General features: G+C 72.4%; 14 protein-coding genes. 7 read left to right on the top strand and 7 right to left on the bottom strand.

The features are described 5' to 3' along the window. Nucleotide 1 precedes the first annotated feature (1 nt). From J0I43_RS01405 to J0I43_RS01395, 3 genes are read left to right on the top strand one after another with little or no spacing between them, the layout of a single operon-like run. On the top strand, nucleotides 2-388 hold the full coding sequence (locus tag J0I43_RS01405) for a lycopene cyclase domain-containing protein (RefSeq protein ID WP_292857850.1): 387 nt from the start codon (nucleotides 2-4) through the stop codon (nucleotides 386-388). Next, the gene (locus tag J0I43_RS01400) at nucleotides 385-747 is read left to right on the top strand and encodes a lycopene cyclase domain-containing protein (protein ID WP_292857847.1); all 363 of its coding nucleotides are present in this window, start codon (nucleotides 385-387) and stop codon (nucleotides 745-747) included. Before J0I43_RS01405 ends, J0I43_RS01400 begins: the two co-directional genes overlap by 4 nt. Continuing rightward, the gene (locus J0I43_RS01395) at nucleotides 744-1,601 is read left to right on the top strand and encodes a prenyltransferase (RefSeq protein WP_292857844.1); all 858 of its coding nucleotides are present in this window, start codon (nucleotides 744-746) and stop codon (nucleotides 1,599-1,601) included. The genes J0I43_RS01400 and J0I43_RS01395 overlap by 4 nt, the downstream gene beginning before the upstream one ends. Nucleotides 1,602-1,622: 21 nt before the next feature. On the opposite strand, the gene J0I43_RS01390 is transcribed toward J0I43_RS01395, so the two are convergent. Both J0I43_RS01390 and J0I43_RS01385 read right to left on the bottom strand, forming a co-directional pair. Continuing rightward, entirely contained in the window at nucleotides 1,623-4,520 is a 2,898-nt protein-coding gene (locus J0I43_RS01390; protein ID WP_292857842.1) for a UPF0182 family protein, read from the bottom strand. Between the two features lie 9 nt (nucleotides 4,521-4,529). Then, a complete protein-coding gene (locus J0I43_RS01385) occupies nucleotides 4,530-5,651 on the bottom strand; it encodes a S16 family serine protease (protein WP_292857839.1) in 1,122 nt (373 codons plus the stop codon). A 134-nt stretch (nucleotides 5,652-5,785) separates the two neighbouring features. On the opposite strand from J0I43_RS01385, the gene J0I43_RS01380 reads away from it, so the two are divergent. Next, nucleotides 5,786-7,177, top strand: a complete 1,392-nt coding sequence (locus tag J0I43_RS01380) for a zinc-dependent metalloprotease (RefSeq protein WP_292857836.1) — start codon at nucleotides 5,786-5,788, stop codon at nucleotides 7,175-7,177. Nucleotides 7,178-7,944: 767 nt separating this feature from the next. Here J0I43_RS01380 and J0I43_RS01375 read toward each other — a convergent pair. Together J0I43_RS01375 and nudC are read right to left on the bottom strand one after the other, a co-directional pair. Further along, nucleotides 7,945-9,669 (bottom strand): ATP-dependent helicase, encoded by a 1,725-nt coding sequence (locus J0I43_RS01375; protein WP_292857833.1) that lies wholly within the window; start codon nucleotides 9,667-9,669, stop codon nucleotides 7,945-7,947. Further along, entirely contained in the window at nucleotides 9,666-10,586 is a 921-nt protein-coding gene (nudC, locus tag J0I43_RS01370; protein ID WP_292857830.1) for an NAD(+) diphosphatase, read from the bottom strand. Before nudC ends, J0I43_RS01375 begins: the two co-directional genes overlap by 4 nt. A 64-nt stretch (nucleotides 10,587-10,650) precedes the next feature. Between nudC and J0I43_RS01365 the strand changes: the two genes are divergently transcribed. Then, nucleotides 10,651-11,964, top strand: a complete 1,314-nt coding sequence (locus J0I43_RS01365) for a phosphotransferase (protein ID WP_292857827.1) — start codon at nucleotides 10,651-10,653, stop codon at nucleotides 11,962-11,964. Nucleotides 11,965-11,995: 31 nt separating this feature from the next. On the opposite strand, the gene J0I43_RS01360 is transcribed toward J0I43_RS01365, so the two are convergent. Next, nucleotides 11,996-15,427, bottom strand: a complete 3,432-nt coding sequence (locus J0I43_RS01360) for an ATP-dependent DNA helicase (protein ID WP_292857824.1) — start codon at nucleotides 15,425-15,427, stop codon at nucleotides 11,996-11,998. Then, nucleotides 15,424-18,582: an ATP-dependent DNA helicase gene (locus J0I43_RS01355; protein ID WP_292857821.1), complete on the bottom strand. Its 3,159-nt coding sequence runs from the start codon at nucleotides 18,580-18,582 to the stop codon at nucleotides 15,424-15,426. Before J0I43_RS01355 ends, J0I43_RS01360 begins: the two co-directional genes overlap by 4 nt. A 148-nt stretch (nucleotides 18,583-18,730) precedes the next feature. On the opposite strand from J0I43_RS01355, the gene J0I43_RS01350 reads away from it, so the two are divergent. Then, nucleotides 18,731-18,955, top strand: coding sequence for a DUF3107 domain-containing protein (locus J0I43_RS01350; protein WP_292857818.1), 225 nt, complete (start codon nucleotides 18,731-18,733; stop codon nucleotides 18,953-18,955). Between the two features lie 8 nt (nucleotides 18,956-18,963). Then, nucleotides 18,964-19,254 carry a hypothetical protein gene (locus J0I43_RS01345; RefSeq protein WP_292857815.1) on the top strand — a complete coding sequence of 97 codons (291 nt, stop codon included), beginning with the start codon at nucleotides 18,964-18,966 and terminating at the stop codon, nucleotides 19,252-19,254. A gap of 42 nt (nucleotides 19,255-19,296) precedes the next feature. Here the strand turns inward: J0I43_RS01345 and J0I43_RS01340 are convergent, their stop codons facing one another. After that, nucleotides 19,297-20,013, bottom strand: coding sequence for a ferritin-like fold-containing protein (locus J0I43_RS01340; RefSeq protein WP_292857812.1), 717 nt, complete (start codon nucleotides 20,011-20,013; stop codon nucleotides 19,297-19,299). Between the last annotated feature and the right edge of the window lie 74 nt (nucleotides 20,014-20,087).

Below are 20,087 nucleotides of genomic sequence, written 5' to 3'. Positions count from 1 at the left end.
GGTGCCGGGGCTCTATCTTCTCTGCCTGCTGGTCTCGATCGGCGGGATCGCCGTCCTCGACGCACGATTCCGCCTGGCGCTGTGGGCCGCGCCCGTCACGACCCTCCTCGCGACTGTGTGCGGCACGGTGTTCCTCCTGGCCTGGGATGCCGCGGGGATCGCCGCGGGCGTCTTCGTACGCGGCGAGAGCCCGCTCCTCATCGGCATCGACCTCGCCCCGCACCTTCCCCTCGAGGAGCCGGTGTTCCTCGCGTTCCTCAGCTACCTCGCACTCGTCGTCCACGCGGCCTCCCTGCGCCTGCGCACGCGAAGCGGCGGACCCGCCGCACCCGGTGAACCCTCTGGACCGGCCGCATCCACGGCGAGCAAGGGCGGCGATGCGTCGTGACGTACGCCCTCATCGTCCTGCCGTTCCTCGCCGTCGCCGCCATCGTGACGGCCGCGAGCGCCGTCCGCCCGCGGCTCGCATCACGCCTGCGCGCCTCGGCGCTCACGGCGCTCGTGCTCGTCGTGCTCACCGCGGTCTTCGACAACGTGATGATCGCCGCGGACCTCTTCACCTACCCCGAGCACCTCATCAGCGGCATCCGCATCGGGCTCGCCCCCATCGAGGACTTCGCCTACCCCGTCGCCGCCGCGTTCCTCGTGCCCGCGGCACGCGCCCTGCTCACCCCGCGCGCGGCACCGCTGGGGCGGCCGACACCCACTCCCGCACCGGCACCGGCACCGGAGGAGGGCGCCGCATGATCCGTCAGCTCCTCCTCGCATCGCGCCCGGTCAGCTGGATCAACACCGCCTACCCGTTCGCCGCCGCCTCCCTGCTGACGACGGGTCGCATCGATGCGACGCTCGTGGTCGGCACGCTCTTCTTCCTCGTCCCCTACAACCTCGCGATGTACGGCATCAACGACGTCTTCGACTACGAGTCCGACCTCCGAAATCCCCGCAAGGGCGGCGCGCACGGCGCCGTGCTCGACCGCCGCTTCCACCGCGTGACGCTGTGGGCCGCGGCGCTGTCCTGCCTGCCGTTCGTCGTGTTCCTCGCGATCGTCGGCTCCCCCGCGTCGTGGGTCGTTCTGGCCGTGAGCCTCTTCTTCGTCGTCTTCTACTCTGCGCCGCCGTTGCGGTTGAAGGAGCGGCCCGTCGCCGACTCCATGACGAGCAGCATCCACTTCTTCTCCCCCGCCGTCTACGGCCTCGTGCTCGCCGGCGCGACCTGGACGCCTCCGCTCGTGCTCCTCCTCGTCGGCTTCGGCCTCTGGGGCATCGCCTCGCACGCCTTCGGCGCCGTCCAGGACGTCGTCGCCGACCGCGAGGCGGGCATCGCGTCCATCGCCACCGCGTTCGGCGCGCGCGCTACGGTGTGGTTCGCTCTCGTCGCCTACGCCCTCGCGGGCTGCGCGATGCTCGCGGTGAGCTGGCCCGGACCGCTCGCGGCGCTCCTCGCGTTCCCCTACCTCGCGACCGTGTGGCCGTTCCGCGCGGTGACGGATGCCACGGCATCCGCCGCCACGCGGGGCTGGGACCGCTTCCTCTGGCTCAACCAGTTCACCGGATTCGCCGTCACTCTCCTGCTGATCTGGTACGCCCTGATCCGCTGAGACCGCCCCGCGCGCGACGCGTCAGTTGCCGCTCAGCGCCAGCAGCTTCTGCACCGCAGCGGTCAGCTGCGCGTCGGCCGCCGCGAACGCCGTGAGGTCGCCCGCCTTCAGAGCCGCATCGCGGGCGGTCATCGCCTGCTGCGCCTCCTTCAGGGCCGCCTGGAACTGGACGTCGGTGCCCGTGCCGCCGGTCTCACCCGAGCCGTCGCCGGACTCGGACGGATTCGGCGTCGGGGTGACGTTGTTGTCGCCCGTCGAGGCACCCGAGTCGCCGCCGAACAGCGCGTCCAAGGCGTCCTGCAGGGTGTCCTCGAAGGCCACCTTGTCACCGAACGCGACGAGGATCTTGCGCAGTGCGGGCAGCTGCGTGCCGCTGGATGCCTGGACGAACACCGGCTGCACGTACAGCAGACCGCCACCGACCGGAAGCGTCAGCAGGTTGCCGTTCAAGACCTCCGACTGGCCCTGCTTGAGCAGGTTGATCTGCGACGAGATCGCCTGGTCGGAGTTGAACGTGTTCTGCACCTGACCGGGGCCGGGGACGCTGACGTCGGCGGAGATCTCGAGCATTCGCAGCTTGCCGTAGTCGGCGGCCTTCTGCCCCGCGGTGCTGCCCGCGTCGGAATCCACCGCAAGGTAGCCCATCAGCACGTTGCGCGCACCATCGCCCTCCGCGGCGGGGATGAAGGAGGTGAACATCGAGAACGTCGGCGCGTCCTGGCCCGGCATCTTCATCGACAGGTAGTACGGGGGCTGCAGGACGTCCGCCTGGGAGACGGGGTCGTTCGGCGTCTTCCACGCGTTGTCGCGGGCGTAGAACGAAGCCGCATCGTCGACGTGGTACGTGCCGAGCATCGCGCGCTGGACCTTGAAGAGGTCCGTCGGGTAGCGCACGTGGCTCATGAGGTCGGCAGACATCTCCGACACGGGCTTGAGCGTCGAGGGGTAGATCTTCTGCCACGCCTGCAGCAGCGGGTCGGTGTCGTCCCACGCGTACAGGGTCACTTCGCCCGAGTACGCGTCGACGGTCGCCTTCACCGAGTTGCGGATGTAGTTGACGTCGTCGAGCGCGACGCGCGGCGTCGTGTTCGTCGTGTCGCTGATCGCGTCGCGCAGGCTCACGATTGACGAGTACGGGTAGTTCGCGCTCAGGGTGTACCCGTCGACGATCCAGACGATCTTGCCGTCGACGATCGACGGGTAGGGGTCGTTGTCGAGCTCGAGGTACGGCGCGACCTTCTGCACGCGCGTCACGGGGTCGCGATCGTAGAGGATCTGCGAGTCGGAGTTGATCGCGTCGGAGAGCAGGATGTCGGTCGACTGGAACTTCAGGGCGTAGATCAGGCGGTTGAAGAGGTTGCCGATCTTCGGGCCGCCGTCGCCCGTGAACGTCGTCTTGGTCTGCGCCGCGCCGTCCTCGCCGCGCGGGTAGTCGAGCTCGATGTCGGTGCCGCCCTCCGGGCCGCCGACGATCGAGTAGGTCGGCGACGACTCGCCGAAGTACACCCGCGGCTGGTAGTCGGTCTCGTCGGTCAGCGAGCCCGCCGTCGGGATGCCGCGCTCCATGAAGACCGGGTTGCCGTCCGCGGCGCGGTCGTTGCCCTTCGCGGCGACCATGCCGTAGCCGTGCGTGTAGACGAGCGTCGTGTTGTACCACGTGGCCGCGGCCCCGAGCTGGTCGAGGTTGAGCTCACGCACCGACACGACGGCATCCTGCGTCTGCCCGCCGATCTGGTAGCGGTCGACGTCCAGCGGATCGGAGAACTTGTAGTACGGGCGGTACTGCTCGAGTTGACGGACGGTCGGCGGGATGATCGCCGGATCCATGATGCGGATGGATGCCGTCGTGTCGGCGTCTTCGCGCAGCTGGCCCGGTTCGGCATCCGTCGCCGCCTTGAAGTCGCTCTTCTCGAGCCCGTCGATGCCGTACGCGGCCTTCGTCGCGTCGATGTTGCGCTGGTAGTACGGGCTCTCCAACGTCTCCTGGTTGGGGACGACCTGGAACTGGTTCACGAGGAACGGGTAGGCGACCGTGACGACGAGCGACGACACGATGAGCAGGGCCGTCCCGATGAGCGGAAAGCGCCAGCGCCCGATGACCGCCGTCACGAAGAACAGCACGGCGACGATCGCCGCGGCGATCGCGAGGATCGTGAGGCCGGGGATCACGGCGTGCACGTCGACGTAGCTCGCGCCCGTGATGCGGTCGCTCGAGGACGTGAGCGTCTTGTACCGGTCGAGCCACAGGCTCGCGCCCTGGACGAGGAGGTAGAGACCCGCGACGATCGCGAGCTGGATGCGCGCGGCCTTCGAGATGCGGAGCTCGCGCTGGCCGACCCGCACCGATCCGTAGAGGTAGCTGACGAGCGCCGTGACTCCGAGGCAGACGAGGAGCACCGCTGAGGCGAAGCCGAGCGCGGCCGAGAAGAACGGCACGGAGAACAGGTAGAACCCGATGTCCATCTGGAACTCGGGGTCGGTCGTTCCGGTGTCGACGCCGTTCGCCCACAGCCAGACCGTCTCCCACTGGGCGGATGCCGCGAAGCCGGCGAAGAAGCCGAAGAACACCGGGATGCCCCACATCGCGAGGCGGCGGAGCGGCTCGACGACCTCCTGGTAGTGATCGAGCTGCGACGAGAGGCGCGCGTAGACGGGGCGGAGCCGGTAGGCGAGCTGGATCGCCGCGAAGACCGGCAGGGCCATCGCAAGGAACCCGACGACGAACATCACGACGCGCGCGGTCCACTGGGTGACGAGCACCCCGCTGAAGCCCAGCTGGTCGAACCACAGCCAGTCGGCGAACAGGCTCGCGAAGACGAAGAAGCCCACCACGACGACGGCGATGACCGCGAGGGTGATGCCGATCGCGCGGCGGACGGGACTGGGCGTGGCCGGGTTCGGCGCTGAGGTCGTGGTCACTCCTCCATCCTACGAGCCGCAGGTGGGAAGAGCATCGACGTCGCCGTCGCCGCGGATCGCCTGCAGCGCGGAGAGGGCGTCGTCGAGGGTCGCCACCGAGAACACGCGCAGCCCGTCCGGGACGTGCCCGACGACCTCGTCGCAGTTGGCCGTGGGCGCGAGGAACCAGCGCGCCCCGGCATCCACGGCGCCGTACATCTTCTGCCGGATGCCGCCGATCGGCCCCACCGTGCCCGAGGCGTCGATCGTTCCGGTCCCGGCGACCTGCTCGCCACCGTTCAGCTCGCCCTCGCTCAGCGTGTCGATGATCCCGAGCGCGAACATCATGCCGGCGGAAGGGCCGCCGACGTTGTCGAGCTGGATCGTGACGTCGATCGGGAAGTCGTAATCGTGCAGCGTCGAGACGCCGATGAGCCACAGCGTCTTGCCGTCGGCGGTCGCCTGCGTGGGCGTCACCGTCTCGGTGAGGGTCTCCCCCGCACGCTCGACCGTGAGGGTGACGGGCGCGCCGCCCCCCGCGTTGATGATCGACCGCAGCTCGTCGGTGTCGGTGAGGGTCTGCCCGTTCGCGGCGCGGATGATGTCGTCCTTCTGCAGGATGCCGGTCGCCGGGGAATCGTCCGTGAGGGCGTAGACCCGCACCATCGGCTTGACGTCGTAGCCGAGGTGGGTGAGGGCCGCAGCCGTCGCCTCCTTCTGGGAGTCGACCATCATGACCGCGCTCTCCTGGTTGCGCTGCTCGGTCGACTGCCCCTGGGGGAAGACGTCGTCGATGGGGAGCACCGCGCGGGAGCGGTCGAACCACGCGAGGGCGAGCTCGAACCAGGACGGCGTGCGCTCGCGCGAGCCGACCACCTGCACCGTCAGGAGGTCCAGCGCGCCCGCGGTGGGATACGTCTGCGCGCCGTCCACCGAGATCAGCGGCACCTCCTCGCCGCTCGCGTTCTGCGTCGATCCGAGCGTGTTGAACACGGGACCGGGCTGCTGGATGACGAACGACGTCGGCAGGAGCGTCAACGCCAGGAGCGCGAAGATCGCGACGGTCAGCGACCAGATCCCGATGGACGTCGCCCGTGGACGCTGTCGGCGCGGGGCGGGGACGATCGTCACCCGGTCGTCGAAGAGTGCCACTCGAGCCCTTTCCGGCCGGTCGTTCGCGATCGGCGTACACGCGGCCCTCGTCCGGAGGCGCGGATCGCGCCGCGGCGGATGCCGTGCGACTAGCGTAGAACGGGACCCGACGAGCCTGCTGAAAGGCGCCTGACATGGCTGACGACGACACGCCCGACCGCTTCGAGCCGGAAGACTTCCAGGAGCTGCTGCGGAACCTCCTCGGCGGGGGCGCGGGCACGGGCGGCATCGACCCCGCCCAGCTCGAGGGCCTCTCCCGCATGGGCGTCGACCCCGCGATGCTGCAGCAGCTGATGGCCCAGATGCAGGCGGCATTCGCGCAGGGCTCGGATGCCGGCGGCATCGACTGGGGCGCCGCCAAGACGCAGGCGCTGCACCTGTCCAACAAGGACGGCCTCAGCATCTCGGCGACGGACCGCACCGAGTTCGACCAGGCCTTCGCCCTGGCGACGCTCTGGCTCAGCGAGGCGACGACGATCTCCGAGCTCGCGACCCCTCCCGTCGCGATGACGCGGGGGCAGTGGGTCGAGGCGACGCTGCCGGTGTGGCAGGAGCTCGCGGAGCCCGTCGCCGACTCGATCGCCAGCGCCCTCACCTCGGCCATCGACGAACAGACTCCCGAGGAGATGCGCCAGCTCGTGGCGGGCGCCGGAGCGTTCATGCGCCGCATCGGCGGCTCGCTGTTCGCCGCCCAGCTCGGCGGGGTGATCGGGCGGCTCTCGCTCGAGGTGGTCTCCGGCGGCGACGTCGGCATCCCCGTGATGCCGGACGGGGTCGCGGCGATCCTGCCGCAGAACTTCGCCGACTTCGGGCGCGACCTGGACGTCACCGACGATCAGCTCGCGCTCTACCTCGCCACGCGCGAACTCGCGCACGCGCGACTCTTCCGCCATGCGCGCTGGCTGCGGCTGCACGTGATCTCGCAGGTGACGGAGTTCGCCCGCGGCATCCACGTCGACACGTCGGCGCTCGAGGACCTCGCGACGCGATTCGACCCGTCGCAGCCCGAGGAGCTGCGCGGGCTCATCGAATCGGGAGCGCTCCTGCCGCAGCGCACGGAGACGCAGGATGCCGCGCTCGGACGTCTCGAGAACCTCCTCGCGACGATCGAGGGGTGGGTCGACGTCGTGACCGCCGACGCGACCGCGCGCCTTCCGGAAGCCGCGAAGATCGCCGAGGCGGTGCGCCGGCGACGCGCCGTCGGCGGCCCGGCCGAGCAGGCGATGGCCTCACTCGTCGGGCTCGAGCTGCGCCCGCGGCGCCTGCGCGAAGCGGCGGCGATGTGGCGGGCGGTGACGGATGCCGTCGGCGCCGCCGAGCGCGACAGTCTGTGGGACTACCCCGATCTCATGCCGACGCCGGAGGACATCGACGACCCGCAGGCGCTCGTGGCGCGGCTGCGGGCCCGTGCGGCCGGCGAGGCACCGCCGCGCGATGCGTTCGACGACGCCCTCGACGCACTGCTCGCGCAGGAGGCGGGCGAAGGCGACGACGACTCCGCGCCGGAGGATCCGCGGCCCGTCTGACCGGCGCCTGTGGACAGTCGGCGCGACGCGCCGGCGAGGCGAGCAGAATCGGCGCATGCTGCGACTCGCCCCCTCCCGTCCGCCGCTGTGGCGTACGGACACCTCCGTCCAGCTCGGGGCGGACGGCGCCGTCCGCGTCGACGAGATCACCCCCTGGCAGGAGGGACTGCTCGATGCTCTCGCCGACGGCATCCCCGACGCGATGCTGGGGCCGCTCGCGGCGACTCTCGGCGCGTCCCGGGTGGACGCCGAGGCGTTCGTCGCGCACATCGCCGGCGCGTTGACATCCGCTCCCGCGCAGCGGATCGACGCCGACGTGGAGATGCCGCCCGACATCGGCTTCGCGGAGGCCAAGGCGCTCACGAGCGCGTGGCAGGCAGCGGGCATCGAGGTGGCGCGCACGACCCGGTGGTCGCAGGACGACCCGGACCCGAAGCGCCCGCTCATCCTCGTCGCCGACAGGCTCGTCGATCCGCGCCGCGCCGCAGCGCTCATGGCCGCGGACATCACGCACGTGCCGATCGAACTCGCCGGCGACCGTGTCGCCGTGGGCCCGCTCGTCGTCCCCGGTCGCACCGCGTGCCTCACCTGCCGGCACACGCAGCGGACCGACGGCGATCCGCACTGGCCGCTCCTGGCCGCGCAGCTCCTCGGCCGCGAGCGCACCCCCACCGACCCCGCGCTCGTGATCGAGGCCGCCGTCCTCGCCGTGCGACTGCTGCGCGGCGCCGCGACGTCCTCGCCGTCCGCGACCGTGTCGGTGACGATCAGCGCCGCGAGCGCGCGGCGGACGTGGCACGTGCATCGGCCGCACGCACGGTGTCTGTGCCGATCTCCTGAAGGAATCGCGACCGCTCCCGAGGACGCGGCCGCTCCGGCGTCCCCCCGTTTCGCGCCCACGACAGCGACAGCGATCGCGCGGCCCGCGTGACGCCGACGTAGGCGAGGCGGCGTTCCTCGTCGATCGCGTCGAACCCGGACGCGTACGAGATCGGCAGGAGCCCCTCGCTCATCCCGATGAGGTGCACGTGATCCCACTCGAGCCCCTTAGCCGCGTGCAGGGTCGCGAGGGTGACGGTGCGCAGGGCCGGCTCGTGCTGATCGCGGCCGCGCGCCATGAGCTCGTCCGTGAACGCCCGGAGGGTCGTGCCGGCGGCCGCCTCCTCCGCCAGACGCAGCACGGCGGCGCGCGCCTCCCACGCGTCGCGCAGTGCGCCTCCCGCGGGCGGCGGATCGTCGCTGAGTCCGAGGCCGCGCAGGATGTCGCGCACGGTCGCGAGGAACGACGTCTCGATCGGCGCGACCGTCGCCGCGCGCAGCGCCATGACCGCCTGGCGCACCTCCGGCAGATCGAAGAACCGCTTGCCGCCGAGAACGGTCGCGGGGATCCCCCGCGCCGCGAGCGCGGCCAGCAGCGACGCCGACTGCGCGTTCGCACGATAGAGGATGGCGATGTCGTGCGGCGACGTGCCCGCGGCCATCTGCGCCGCGACCGCCGCCGCCACGCCGGCGGCCTCGGCCGCGTCGTCCTCGTAGGCGGCGACGACCGGCTGCGGCCCCGCCGCGCGCGTCGAGGTGAGGGCGAGCGCGCCCGGCCGCCCCCGCATGAGCGCGTTCGCGACATCGAGGATCGCCGGATCGGATCGGTAGTTGTGCTCCAGCCGGACGACGTGGGCGTCCTCGTGGCGCTGTGCGAAGTCGACCAGGTAGCGGGGGTCGGCGCCGGCGAACGAGTAGATCGTCTGGCTCGCATCGCCCACGACGCAGATGTCGTGGCGACCACCGAGCCACAGCTCGATCAGACGATGCTGCACGGGCGAGACGTCCTGGAACTCGTCCACCGTGAGGTGGCGATACTGCTCGTGGACGGCCGCCGCGACACGCGGCTCGGACTCGAGCATGCCCGCGCACGCGAGCAGCACGTCCTCGAAGTCGAGCTGGCGTCGCTCGTCCTTGACCTTCTCGTACGCGCGCATGAGGTCGGCGAGCTTTCCGGCATCCAGTGTGCCGAGACCCTGCGGGTGCGACGCGGCATCCTGCTCGATCGTCCGCATCGCGACCTTGCGCCACTCGATGCGGCTCGCGACATCGCGCAGCGTCGCGGCATCGAGGTGGAGGCGCAGCGCGTCGGCAGCCTGCCCGAGCACGCGCACCTTCTTGTCGATGATCGAGGGCGCCGTGTCTCCCGCCAGCTGCGGCCAGAAGAAGTTCAGCTGGGCGAGCGCCGTCGCGTGGAACGTGCGCGCAGCCACACCTTCCACGCCGAGCGCCCGCAGCCGCCCGCGCATCTCGCCGGCCGCCTTCGACGTGAAGGTGACGGCCATGACACGGCCGGGCGAGTACGCGCCGGTGTCCACCCCGTGCGCGATGCGGTGCGTGATGACGCGCGTCTTGCCGGTGCCGGCGCCGGCGAGCACGCAGACGGGCCCTCGCAGAAGGGATGCCGCGGCGCGCTGCTGCTCGTCGAGATCGGCCAGGGCGTCGCCGCTCACGCGGACATCGCCACCCAGTCCTCGATGAGGCGCCGCGCGATCGACGCCGTGCCGGGCAGCGCGAAGCCCGCCTCGGCGGGGCTCGCGAGCGCCGCGCAGAGCTCCGGTCGGGTGAACCAGCGCGCGTCGACGATCTCGACGCCGTCCGGGCGCGGCGTCGCGCCCCGCTGGGCGACGGAGTGGAAACCGAGCATGAGCGAGCGGGGGTAGGGCCACGCCTGCGAACCGCGGTATCGGCTCGCGATGATCTCGACGCCCGCCTCTTCCCGGATCTCGCGGACGATCGCGGCCTCGAGCGACTCGCCCGCCTCGACGAAGCCCGCGAAGGTCGAGTACATGTTGCGATCGGCCCACAGGGCGTTCTTCCCGAGGAGCAGCCGTTCGCCGGCCTCGTCGTGGACCGCGACGATGACAGCCGGGTCGGTCCGCGGGAAGTGCTCCCGGCCGCACGCGGGGCAGTGCCGCGCCCAGCCGGCCGTCCGCAGTTGCGTACGGGCGCCGCACGCCGGGCAGAACGGCGCGTCCGCGATCCAGCGCCCGAGCGCGACCGCTTCGACGAACAGTCCCGCATCGACCGCGTCGATCGCGCCGCCCACGTCCCGCAGGGACGCCCAGTGCGCGGCATCCGGCACCGATGCATCGATCTCTGCGGTGAGCACCGCCAAGAGCACGGGGGCGCCATCGGCATCCCGTCCGAGGAACGCCTGCAGGCTGTCCGCGGGGACGGCGGAGGGCGCGAGGCGCACGAGCGATGCGCCGGATGCCGCGACGAGGGCGCGATCGCCGTGTACCGCGATCACGCGGGTGGTGGGGTCGGCAGCCAGCGTCCGGACGAGGTCGGGGGCGTCGCGCTCCTCGGCGGCGCGGTCGATCCCGGCGCGCGCCAGCGGGGGCGGCGGGGCGTCGACACCGGGCATCCGGGACCTCTCTTCAGGGCGTGGCGCGCGGGCGGACGCGGCACGGCAGACCTACCCTGGGGGCATGGCACGCTCACCTCTCACTTTAGCCGCGTCGGTGACCTCCGCCCTCCCCCGCGTCGTGGTGACGGGCGTCGGGATTCTGAGCGAAGGCGTGTCGGGACGTTACGACAGTGCGATCGCGGAGCTCGAGGACGGCCGCCGCGTCGTCGTGCGCGTCCCCGTGGATGACGATGCCGACCGCGACCTGCGTGCCGAGGCACGCGCGCTCACGGCACTCACGGCGGGCGTCCGCGCGGTGCTGCCCTTCGGCGCGCCGGATGTGCTCGGACAGACGTCCGTCGACGGACGCCACACGCTCGTACAGACCCTGCTGCCCGGCTACCGCGTCGATGCCGGTCACGTGCCCGCGGGGCGCGGCATCGCGACCGCACTCGGCGAAGCCATCGCTCAAGTGCATGATCTGCCGGTCACGGTGGTCCGTGATGCGGGGCTGCCGATGCTCACCGCGACCCAGGTGCGCGACGACGCCGAGCGTCTGCTCGACCGCGCCGAGGCCACCGGCGAGCTCCCGTTCGGACTGCTGCGCCGCTGGAGCACGGCGCTCGCGAGCGACGCACTGTGGCGATTCGAGACGACGATCGTCCTCGGCGGCGTCGACCCGGCATCCTTCGTCTTCGAAGACGACGAGGACGGCGTCCCCGTCGTCACGGGCCTGCTCTCCTGGGGCGGCGTCGGCGTCGGCGACCCCGCGGTCGACCTCCGCTGGACGTCGTCCGCGCCCGAGGCCCAGGGTGACATCGTCGAGGCGTACGTCCGCGCCTCGCACCGCGCCCCCGACGCCCAGCTCGCCGAGCGCGCGCGCCTGCACGCCGAGCTGGAGTTCGCGAGATGGCTCGTGCACGCGCACGAGACCGGTTCGCGCGAGCTCGTCGCCGATGCCGTCGCGCTGCTTTCTTCGCTCGATGAGAGCGTGCGCGACCAGCCGGCCGTGATTCCCGGCTCCGTGAGCGCCGACGAGGCCATCGCCGCGAGTTCGCGCGTTCCGTCGACTCTCAGCGGCCCGGTCGACACCTCGATGCACACCGACACGTTCGATCCCGAGACGCTCGCGAGCTTCCTCGAGGACGAGGCGCGCGGCGCAGAGCAGCAGGGCGCCGATGCGACGGTTCCGATCGAGCTGTCCGGCTGGACGGGGCTCGCCGTCGAGGACACGGGACCGACGCTGAACCGTCTCGCCGACGACGGCGACACTCAGGCCGACGCCATCCCCGCGCGCACGGACGCCTCGGACGGACGGCGCGATGGGGCGGACGCCGACGACGACCCGGACGAGGCCGCTCGCAACGCGTTGCGCCGCTGGACCGGCACCGTCTGACGCACGCGACGGGCCACGAGCCTCCTCGCACTCAGTCGCGGATGATGAGGTCGTCGGCGACGTAGAACAGAGCGACGTCGATGTCGGACTCCGGGATGCCGCTGCGCGCATGATAGGCGCGCCGGTAGAGACGCAGCTGCAGGAGCCGCTCGTCGCGCTCGGCCGCTGTCCGCGGTGCGCGACCGGTCTTCCAGTCGACGATCTCGATGCGATCGCCGCGCCGGTACACGGCGTCGAGTTTGCAGATCGCGATGTGCGGCCGCCCGTCCGGCAGCAGGTCGTCGAGGACGACGTCGATCTCCACCTCGACCTCGATCGGCTGGAGCGGCGCCCACTCCGACGCGAGGAACCGCTCCTGGAGGGCAGCCAAGGCGGCGGCGTCCCCGGGGCCGACAGTGCCGGCGCCGGAGTCTCCGTCGTCTTCGTCCTGCTCCCAGAGCGCCGCATCGGGGGTGTCGCCCGCGCCCGGCAGCCCCGCACGCCGCTCGACCCACGCGTGGAAGAGCGTGCCGAGCCGGGTCTGCCGGTACGGCCGCTCCGGAAGAGGCAGCGCGAGCGCTGCGACCGCGCCGTCGTAGTCGGCGACGAAGTCCTTGTACCGGGATGCCGCGAGTCGCGTCGGCGCGCCATGGCGGGAGGCGGCGCCTCGCCGATCGCGCTCCGCGCGCTCGGCGAGCAGGAGCGTCACCTCGCGCGAGGCGGACGCGGGCGTCGCCGCCTGGGCGGCGCGGACGCGGGCGGCGGCGGCGGACACCGCCGCTCGGCGCGCGCCGAGCGGGTCGAGCGGCCACGACAGGAGGCGGCGTGCGTCGAGATACGGGTTGTCCCCGGCATCCACCGGGACGTCGAGCTCCGCTCCCACCGCCGCGGCGATCTCCGCGAGGAACGGGCTCGGGCGTCGCGGCGTCTTCGTCCCGGACCAGGCCGAACCCGTGACGAGCAGCCGGTCCCGCGCCCGGGTGACGGCGACGTAGGCGAGCCGCCGCTCCTCCTCGAGCTGCCGGTCCTTCAGAGCCGCGGAGAAGTCCTCCAGCGCGGAGCGCAGAGCCTGCTGGGTGGGCGCGTCCTCCGCTCCCCACGCGAGACGCGGCAGCCAGTCGCGGTCTCCGCGGAACGGGTAGGGCAGCACGCCGAACCGCAGCCAGCCGAGTCCGTCGCGCGGCTTCGCCGGCAGCTCCTCGTGGACCGCCCGCACGACGGCGACGGCATCCCACTCGAGGCCTTTGGAGCCGTGGATCGTGAGGAGCTGCACGACGTCATCCTCGGGAGGCTCGGTGCGCGGTGCGAACTCATCCGCGCGCTCGGCCCGATCGAGCCAGGCGAGAAGCGCCGGTAGCGAACCGCTGTCGTCGGTCGCGAGGAAGCCCTGCAGTTCGTCGACGAACGCGCGCAGCTGATCGCCCGCGACACGGGCGGGACCGCGCGCTTCGTTGGCGGCGAGCTCGACGTCGAGACGCAGTTCGGTATCGATGAGACGCACGAGCTCGGGGATCGGCAGCCCCGCCGCCCGGCGCAGCGCCGCGAAGGTCGCGGCGGCGTCGCGCAGGCGCGCGCGCCCAGACGGCGTGATGTCGGCGAGCCAGCCGTGGTCGTCGCTCTGACGCCCGATGAAATCGAGCGCGTCGATGAGCGACGCGCTCTCGTCGCCCGAGCGGCGCAGCCGCGCCACCACATCGGCATCCAGGGCCTGCAGCGACGTGTCGGAGCGCCCGAGCCGCCGCGCCAGAGCGGCGAGCGCGCGCAGATCGGGAAGACCCACGGCCCATCGCGGCCCCTCCAGCAGCCGGATGAGGGCGGAACCCGACCGCGGATCGCTGAGGACGCGGATCGTCGCGACGACGTCGACGACCTCGGGGGTGGACAGGAGCCCGCCCAGGCCGAGGATGCGGTGCGGGATGCCGCGTCGCCCGAGCGCCTCCGCGAAGCGGAGCATGTGCTTCTTGGCACGGAACAGGATCGCTCCCGTCATCGGCGGGCTCGGGGTCCGTGTGCTCTGGGTCGACGGGCTCGGGACCGCGCGCGCCGCCCGCAGGTCGGCGAACCACTGCGCGACCCGTTCCGCCTCGGCATCCACGTCGCCGTCGTAGGCGACCTCGACGAGTCCCTCCGGGGCGTGCGGCCGCGCACCGAGCGCGCCCACGGCGACGGGCGTACGGTTCGCGAGCGGAGCGAGCACGGCGTTCGCGGCGGCGAGCACCTGTTCGCTGTTGCGCCAACTCGTCAGGAGCGAGAAGCGCAGGGCGTCGGCGCCGTTGCCGTCGCGGCGGGCGAAGGCGCGCGCGAACGCGCCGAGATTGCCTGCGCTGGCTCCGCGCCATCCGTAGATCGACTGGTGCGGATCGCCGACCGCCATGACCGCCGTCCCCGCGAAGATCGTCGCGAGCAGGTCGCTCTGCACGACGGAGGTGTCCTGGTACTCGTCGAGGAGCACGACGCGGTACCGCACCCGCAGCTCCTCCGCGATGCTCGGATGCGAACGCACGACCTCGAGCGCCCCCGCGACCTGGTCCGAGAAGTCGATGAGGCCCCGGCGACGCTTCTCGGCGTCGTACGCCCGCGCGAGCGTCGCCAACTGCGGCAGCCACGAGACCGGAGCGACGGCGTCGCGGACGGGGGCGAGCGGGCCGGCGCCGCGCTCCGACGGGCGGTCCAGGACCTCGCGGAGACCCTCGGCGAAGGCGGCGACCGCGTCCGGGTCGGCGAGGTTGTCGACGGCGTCGCGCGCGAAGCGCAGCGCCGCGTCGATGATCGTCGAGGGACGGCGGTCGATCTCCTCGAGACCGGGGTCGTCGCTGTTCTGCACCACGCGGCGCATGAGCAGCCACGCAGCCGACTCGCTGAGGACGACCGACTCCGGGTCGCGACCGATCCGGACGGCGTTCTCACGCACGAGCTGGTCCGCGAAGCTGTTGTACGTCGCGACCGTCGGCCGCTCGAGCAGCGCATCCGCGCGGGCATCGTCTGCGCCGGCACCCGGCGGCGACGCGGAGACCCCCGCACCGGCATCCCGCGCCAGCTTGTCGACGGAGAGGCGATCGAGCGTCGCTCGACGCAGGGCGGCCGCGCGGCGCGGGTCACCGCTCTCGCGCTCGATGCGACCGAAGACCTCCAGCTCACCGCGTCGGTAGAGGTCCTCGAGATCCGGCAGGAGGCCCCGCGATTCGAACTCGGTCAGTCGGTCGAGTCGCCGCTGGATCCGCTCCGCGAGCTCGCCCGCCGCCTTGCGCGTGAACGTCAGCCCGAGGATCTCGTCGCGGCGGACGAGCCCGTTGGCGACGAGCCAGACGACCCGGCCCGACATCGTCTCGGTCTTCCCACTGCCCGCGCCGGCGACGACGAGGGCCGGCGCGAGCGGTGCCGCGATGACGGCGGCCTGCTCGGGCGTCGGCGGGAACTGCCCGAGCGCGGCCGCGATCGCCTCGGGAGAGAGCACCGGCGTGCGCGTCGGCATCGCGATCGTCATGAGCTGCTCACCGCCCCGACCGTGTGGATGCGGCAGAGGCCATGCGTGTGGTCGTCGCGGCAGTGCGCCTCGTACGGGGCGAGGAAGGCGCGCCCGCCCATGACCTGCACGGCGCTCGAGATCGTGTCGACGAACCCTGCGCGCGTCTCGTCGTCGAAGGGTGCCTGCGCCGGTGTGGCGTACGGTGCGGCGCGGGTCTGCTTGAGCACGAGCAGCTTCGCCCCGCCCGAAGAGTGACCGGATGCCGCAGGGATCGCCCCCTGCTCGAACGCGAGCTGGTAGGCGCTCAGCTGCGGGTTCGCCGCCGCCGCGGCGGCACCGGTCGGCTGCGTGCGCCCCGTCTTGAGGTCGACGATGACGACCGTGCCCTGCGCGGTGAGTTCGACGCGGTCGATCGTGCCGCTGATGACGGCCGGATGCGCGGCGCCGGGCACGGGAAGGCTCAGCTCGAAGTGCGGCTCGGCGCCGAGGAGCGTCGTCCCGGCCGCCTCCGTATCGCGGAGGTACCGCGCGAGCCGGCGGACGAGGTCGCGGGCACGCGTGCGCTCGGTGCGTTCGATCCACGCGGCGTCGAATTCGAGCTCACCCCAGCGCGCCTCGACGGCCGCCCACAGCGCATCCTCGTCGGCCCCTTCCGCGTGCTCGAGGGCGGCGTGAATGAGGGTGCCGAGGCCTGCGCCGACGCTCCCGCTGTCGCCGCCGAGATCTCCGATCACCCAGTTCAGCTGGCATTCGTCGATCGCTTCGAGCTTGGAGGGCGACACGCGCGCCGCCTCGGCATCCAGGTCGTACAGGGGGCCGGAGCTCGAGCGCTCGGCGAGACCGTACCAATCGTCCGGATCGGCGCCGGGCACGTGCGCCGCCGCGAGGAGGGCGAGCTGACCCGCGGCGTGTGCACGTGCGGGTTCGGGTGAGCGGGAATCGGTGAGGGTGCGGCGGTGCAGTGCGACGAGGCCCCGCAGCGACAGCGGATGCTCCGCCGCGCGCGGCGCGGACTCCCGCTCGGGCAGGAACTCGAACAGGGCGCTCGGGCCCGTGTCGTCGTCGTCCACCGCGGTGACGATGAGGCGCGCGCGGGCACGTGTGACGGCCCGAGCGAACAGCCGCAGTTCGTCGTGCAGCACGCCGCGACGCAGATCCAGAGCGTCCGCGGAGTCGGCACGATCGAGGAGGGCCAGCCGCCACGTGTCGAACAGGCCCCCACGCGTGCGGAGGTTCGGCCAGACGCCGTCCTGCACGCCGGCGACGACGACCGTGTCGAACTCGGCGCCGATCCCCCCGGCGGGGGTCAGCACGCGCACGACCCTCTGCGACGTCGTCGTCACGAGCCGATCCTCGGCGACGTCGGATTGGAGTACCCCGCGCACGAAGGCGAGCGCGGACGTGCCGTCGGCGCGCTCGCCGTGCCTCTTGGCCGACTGGAACAGCGCGACCACGGCGTCGAGGTCGCGTCGTGCGCGATCGGCGACCGGTCCGCTCCCCTGGGCCGCGTCGCGCCACGAACGCTCCCAGCCCGATCGCTCCCATGCGGTCCAGAGAAGCTCGTGCGCCGTCGCACCGTCCGCGAGCTGCGTGCGCAGCTCGGCGAGCGTCCGCGCGATACGGGCCGCGCGGCGCCCTTCGCGGGTGTCGATGAGCTCGAACTCGATGGGGTGCGCCAGGGCGGATGCCACGAGTTCGCGAGCGGTCGGGGCGGGCACGGAAGGCACGGAGAGCAGCCCGGGACCGGCATCGTTCACGGCATCCGGTCGTGCCGCCTCGTCTTGCAGCGCCTCGTGCCGGAGCGCCTCGTGCCGCAGCGCCGTCCGCAGCCGGCGCAGCTCGACGGGGTCGAGCCCCCCGCTGCGGAGCGCGTCGAACGCGTCGTCGTGCGACCAGCTCTCCTGCGCGGCGAGATCCACGAGCCGCAGGAGGTCGCGCACCGCGCGGGTCTCGCCGAGCGTGCGCCCCTGCCCGCTCGAGGTCGGCACGTCGCGCGCCGCGAGCTCCGCCTCAAGGGTCGACACCTGACGGCTGTCGTGCGCGATGACGGCGCAGTCGTCCCAGGGGATGCCGTCGAGCACGTGCCGCTCGCGCAGAAGCCGTGCGATCGTGTCGATCTCCTCGCCCGGCGAGCGCAGCGCGAAGGCCCGCACCGACCTCTCCGGGGCGTCCGAGTCCTCCGGCGGAGGCGGTTCAGGGGCGCGCCGATGCACCGCGACACCGCCCGCACCGATGCGCGAGATCACGTCGGCCGCGAGAGCGCGCTGCGCCGCCGTGCCGCGGTGGGACCCGTCGAGGACGTGCACGGGGACCCCCGATGCCAACCGGGCGAAGTTCTCCGGACGGGCGCCGCGGAACGCCCCCGACCCGATGTCGGGATCGCCGAACGCCAGTACGGCGACGCCGTTCGCACGGCAGGCCTCGAGCAGTTCGACGCCGCCGAGCGTGAGCTCCTGCGCGTCATCGACGAGCAGCGCGCGCACGTGCGCGGTGGTCCCGCGGGCGACGTCGCCCGGAGGAAGCACGCGCGCGAGATCGACCGCTTCGCGGACGAGGCCGGCGGCGTCGCGGTGCGCACCGCGCATCCGGGACCGGACGGCGTGATAGTCGTCCGCGAACGAGGCCAGCGCGATCCATACGTCGCGGTCCTGCGCACGCGCGTGCGCACGCAGCCGTTCCGGCCGGATGCCGAGGGTCGTGCACTCCGCGAGGAAGGCGCGGAGCTCGGCGCGGAACCCGCGCGTGGAGCGGACGTCGGGGCTGAGCCAGTCGGGCCAGCGGCGCCGGCCGTCGACCTCGTCCTCGGCATCCCCGTCGAGGAGGTCCTGCACGATGCCGTCCTCATCGGGACCCGTGAGCAGCTGCGGCGGCTCCGCACCGGTGTGCACGGCGTGCGCCCGGACGAGCTGGTACGCGAACGCGGCGAGCGAGCGAGCGAGCGGTCCGGGCGTCGCCACGCGCACCGCGAGGGCGAGCCGGTCGCGCAGCTCGGTGGCACTCTGCCGCGTCGGGGTGAGCACGAGCACCTCCTCGGGGCGCGCTCCCGCAGCCAGGAGCGCCGCGACCCGCTCGACGATGACCGTCGTCTTGCCCGATCCGGGTGCGCCGACGACGACCCCCGACGCCTCCAGCGGCAGCGACACGGCGGCGTGCTGGGCGGGATCGAGCGGCATGCCTCCACGCTATCCGGCGCCGCCGACACCCCCGATCGCACCGCGCGCCGCACACGGCGTTCGCGGAGAGCGAGCGCGACGGCCCCGCACGCTGCGGGTGTCGTAGAGTCGACTTGCGCCCGGAGTTCGGGCCGGGAAGGCAGTCACCGTGGAGATCCGCATCGGTATCGCGAACACCGCTCGCGAGCTCAGCTTCGAGTCCGCCCAGTCGGCGGATGCCGTCGCGAAGGCCGTCACGACGGCCCTCGAGTCGGGCCAGAGCGCCGTGAGCTTCGCCGATGTCAAGGGCAACACGTACATCGTCCCCACCGCGGGCATCGCGTTCGTCGAGGTCGGCACCGAAGAGTCCCGCCGCGTCGGCTTCGTCGCCTGAGGGCCGTCGTGGACATCCTCCTCGCCCTCATCTTCGGCGGCGCCGCGGGGGCTGTGCTGCACTATCTGATGCCCGGCCGCGTCTCGCGCGGCGCGGCGCTCGCACCGGTGCTCGGTGCCGTCGTGGGCGGCCTCGTGTGGCTCGTCTTCACGTGGGCGGGCGTCGCGACGACGAGTCCGTGGATCTGGATCGTCTCGATCGCCGCCCCGCTGGTCGTGGTCCCGTTCGTCCTCCTCGCGCTCACGCGGGCGCGTGCCACGCACGACGCGCGGGAACGGCTCCGACTCAGGATCTCCTGAACCGGCCGATCCGTCTTCTCGGCCTCGCGCGAGGTCTCCCGATCAGGCGTCGAGCCCGATCGCGGACATGCGCCGGGAGTGCGCGGCGAGGAGGTCGGTGAACACCGGCTCGACCTTCTTCTCCTCCGCGGCATCCAGCGTCTGCGGCCGCAGAGCGCCGCGCACGATGAGGAGCGTGTCGCCGACGAGGCGGCGCCCCCAGAGCGACAGCAGGTCGCGCCACTGCTCGTCGGCCTCGATCGCGTCGGTGAGGAGTCCCACGAGCGCCTGCCGGTCGTCGTCGCCCTGCAGGATCTGCGCGACGCGGTCGCCGGTGGTGCCGTATCCGCCTGACAGGGCGAGATAGAAGTCGTCCAGCATGCCGGCGGTGATGTGCACCGACAGCATCGTCTCGAGGTGCCGCGCCCCGTGCGTCGCCCGACGAAACGCATCAAGCGGCTCGCGGAACGGGAGCATGAGATCGAGCGGATCGTCGCCGCGCTCCCGGATGACCGCGACGATCTCCTGGTGCTTGAACAGGGCGGCGCCCGCCGCGCGGGAGATCGATTCCTTGGCGGAGAGCTCGGGCGTCGGCGCGATGAGTTCGGACAGCGTCTCGAAGTAGCCGAGCTGCAGGTACGCGGCCTGTCCGAGGAAGGTGTCGACCGCCGGAGCCAGCTCTTCGAAGTCGACGCGGCTGACGTCGCCGAAGTCGCCCCGCGATCGCACCTTCAGCGTGCGGGGGGCTGTGCGTTTGCGCTGCCAGGGCCAGGTCACCACGCTCACAGCCTACGTGCCCGGACCGCCGCTACGAGGGATCCGCCGGGCCTCGGGTAGGCTGACTCTGTCCCGGC

The organism is Microbacterium sp. (assembly GCF_017305435.1).
In the GTDB taxonomy this organism is placed as follows: Bacteria; Actinomycetota; Actinomycetes; order Actinomycetales; family Microbacteriaceae; genus Microbacterium.
The sequence above is the reverse complement of the archived record's forward strand: the minus strand, read 5'-3'. Positions and strand labels throughout refer to the sequence as shown.